Raw genomic sequence first — 3,166 nt, 5'->3', positions numbered from 1 at the left:
CCTCGCTCGATTCTCTCGCGGAGGATTTCTGCGACCTGAATCCATACCGGCCGATCGCGCTCAAATTCGATCATGCAAAGAACCTAGACGGCCATGCTTATAGTCGCTCATGTGTGTACGAGCATGAACGAGTACAGACGAACAATCGAGAGGAAGATCTATAGACCAACCTGGGGAACCCGCCTCAAAGCCCATAAGTCGGACCCGCCCGGCGCTGAGAACACCAAACGGGTCCTTGATCAGGAAGTGACTCCTGACCCATGACCAACCCTAGTGCCGCGGTCCTCGACCGGCAGGCGGCGAGCGGCTGCGGCTGCTTCACCCATCGACCCCCGATGCCCATGGGCTGCGCCGCCTGCGGACATCCGCCCTACGCCCACGGCTGCAACCAGGCCACACCCGGTCACGGCTACGCGCAGCCGTCCAGCGCGCTGATCGCCGAGCGGCTGCGGGTGCGCCACCAGCTCGGCCTGGGGCGAGTCCTGCCCGTCTACGGACCGCCGGCCGTCGTGGCCCCCTACGAGGTGATCCCCCTGGTGCCCACCCAGCGCCGCCCCGCGCCCCCTGCGGTCACCACCCCCGCGCCCGTCCCGGCAGCCGTCCCTCTGCCTGCCCCGACAGCCGTCCCCCTGCCCGTCCCGGGCACCACGGCCGCCTCCGCCCCGGCCACCGCTTCCGCCCCTGCCCCGGTCGTGCCGCCCGCGCCCCCGCCTGTTTCGCCTGCTACTCCCGCCCTTCCGGTGCCGGTGCCGGTGCCGGTGCCCAGGCCGACGCCCCGTCCTGTCCGGCACCCGGAACCCGCGCTCCGGCCCGCCGCCACCGCACCGCCCCGGCGCCACGACAGCCGACGACCGGCGCCGCACCGTACCCGGGTGACCGTTCGCGGCCCCCGCCCCGAGGGGACCGCGGCGCCTCCGTGCCGAGCGCCCGTCTTCTGCGGTGCCCCCCTGATGCCTTCTGCCCCTCACCTGAGCCGGGTCCGGCCGGACGTCACCAGCGCCGGCCGGACCCCTGACCGGACATCGGAGGTCCGATCCATGCACCACCCTAAAACCGCCACCCCGGCCCCGGCGATCCCCGGCTGGCGCGTGATCCGCAGCGACGCCGGACGCTACTGGGCCAGCCGCGAGGAGCCCTTCCCCGACGACACCGCCTGGAACAGCCCGCCCTTCCGCACCGTGGACGCCGACACCTTCGACGACCTGCAGGCCGAAGTCACCCGGCAGGAGGAAGCCGCCCAGGAGAGCACAACCCCGGAGACGGCCGGGGAGGGAACGTGGTGACGCAGCCCTCCCGTGCCCGCACCGCCGGACGGCACCGCCACGGCTCCGACCGCGCCGCCGTACCTCAGCGTTCCTGGGACCGCGAGGCCCGCGCCGAGGCCGCCCGGCTGGACGACGCCTGGCCCGGGTGGGCCGTGCTGTACGGCACCGGCAGCCGCCTCTTCTACGCCCTGGCCACCCGGCCCGTCCCCGAGCCGCTGATCATCTCCGACCACCACCCGGAAGGGCTGGCAGAGCAGATGCGCGAGGCGGAGACGGCCGTCCTCACCGGGCACGGGCACCCGACACCCGCGCCCGGGGACACGGCGGGCGGCCCCCACCTCCGATGAACGGGCGCGGCGGCATCACTTCCCCCGCGCCGCCGCGCCGCACCACCCGCCCAGACCCGGCACGGAAGGGGTGCCCGGGCCTGGGCGTGACGCGGGCGGGCGGACTCATCACCCACCCGCCCGCGTCGTCAAACGATATGCCCCACGGTTGCGACCCCTCGTAGGGGCGATGAGGACCAGCTGAGCCAGTCGCACATGGCCGGCGCCCTCCGGTTGCGACCCCTCGTAGGGGCGATGAGGACAGGAGGTGTTCCTGCGCGTCTCCCCTCCCGAGGGCGAGGTTGCGACCCCTCGCAGGGGCGACGAGGACGACGGCGTCGACGGCAAGGACGGCAAGGACGCTTCGTTGCGACCCCTCGTAGGGGCGATGAGGACATGACGCTGAGGCGATGACGAAGGCCGACCTCATGTTGCGACCCCTCGTAGGGGCGATGAGGACGCGGGGCTCGGCGGCGGTTACCTGCGCACCGTCTGAGAGTTGCGACTCCTCGTAGGGGCGATGAGGACACCTCGGCGACCCTAGGCACGCCTTGACCCACTTGTTGCGACCCCTCGTAGGGGCGATGAGGACGAGTTCGAGACCGAAGCCTCGCGCATCCGTACTTTGTTGCGACCCCTCGTAGGGGCGATGAGGACGGCCATCGTCATGGTTGAAGACATGGACAGCGCCGTGTTGCGACCCCTCGTAGGGGCGATGAGGACCCTACAGCGACGCCTTGGCGTCCATCGTGGACCTGACGTTGCGACCCCTCGTAGGGGCGATGAGGACGACGGGTCAGGCAAGGCACTGGCCGATTTGTTCAAGTTGCGACCCCTCGTAGGGGCGATGAGGACGATTGCGGTTGGCCGGAACCGATTGTTGCCGGAAGTTGCGACCCCTCGTAGGGGCGATGAGGACGGCCGATCGTGAAGACGCCGACGCCGGCGCGACGCGTTGCGACCCCTCGTAGGGGCGATGAGGACGACACGTCAGGGACAGAGGGGAGGGACTTCATCCCGTTGCGACCCCTCGTAGGGGCGATGAGGACGCCGCAGAGCAGGTGAGCCGGGGCGCACACACCTTGTTGCGACCCCTCGTAGGGGCGATGAGGACCTGAGCAGCTCGGTCTCAACCTGGGCGACGTCACGTTGCGACCCCTCGTAGGGGCGATGAGGACCGCGACGGTGGCGGCATAGCGTGGCATCCTTCGAGTTGCGACCCCTCGTAGGGGCGATGAGGACCCGCAGAGCGTCCGTGACGCCTACGACCAGCAGATGTTGCGACCCCTCGTAGGGGCGATGAGGACAGTGGCTGGAGGTGGACGTGGCCACGGCCACCACCGCGTTGCGACCCCTCGTAGGGGCGATGAGGACGATTCGCCCGGCGGGCCTGCCGCGCGGTGTAGACCGTGTTGCGACCCCTCGTAGGGGCGATGAGGACGATCGCCTTCGCTGACCAGCTGCGCTCGACCCTGTAGTTGCGACCCCTCGTAGGGGCGATGAGGACGATTCGCCCGGCGGGCCTGCCGCGCGGTGTAGACCGTGTTGCGACCCCTCGTAGGGGCGATGAGGACG

The 3,166-nt window shown here is 70.7% G+C and carries 2 protein-coding genes and 1 CRISPR repeat array; both genes read left to right on the top strand.

Annotated elements, in window-relative coordinates; all coding sequences use genetic code 11:
- Positions 1 to 260 precede the first annotated feature (260 nt).
- The gene (locus ACIN94_RS32610) at positions 261 to 1,283 is read left to right on the top strand and encodes a hypothetical protein (protein ID WP_400714841.1); all 1,023 of its coding nucleotides are present in this window, start codon (positions 261 to 263) and stop codon (positions 1,281 to 1,283) included.
- Positions 1,277 to 1,612: a hypothetical protein gene (locus ACIN94_RS32605; RefSeq protein ID WP_400714838.1), complete on the top strand. Its 336-nt coding sequence runs from the start codon at positions 1,277 to 1,279 to the stop codon at positions 1,610 to 1,612. The genes ACIN94_RS32610 and ACIN94_RS32605 overlap by 7 nt, the downstream gene beginning before the upstream one ends.
- Before the next feature lie 147 nt (positions 1,613 to 1,759).
- Positions 1,760 to 3,165: a CRISPR direct-repeat array (repeat unit 30 nt; unit sequence GTTGCGACCCCTCGTAGGGGCGATGAGGAC).
- Between the last annotated feature and the right edge of the window lies 1 nt (position 3,166).

The sequence above is a fragment of the Streptosporangium sp. NPDC087985 genome (genome assembly GCF_044741965.1).
Classification (GTDB): Bacteria; Actinomycetota; Actinomycetes; order Streptosporangiales; family Streptosporangiaceae; genus Streptosporangium.
This window is presented reverse-complemented; position numbering and strand designations above follow the sequence as displayed.

What these genes read in the sequence shown, in the direction of transcription:
- ACIN94_RS32610 (WP_400714841.1), top strand. Translation starts at nt 261, where the DNA reads ATGACCAACCCTAGTGCCGCGGTCCTCGACCGGCAGGCGGCGAGCGGC.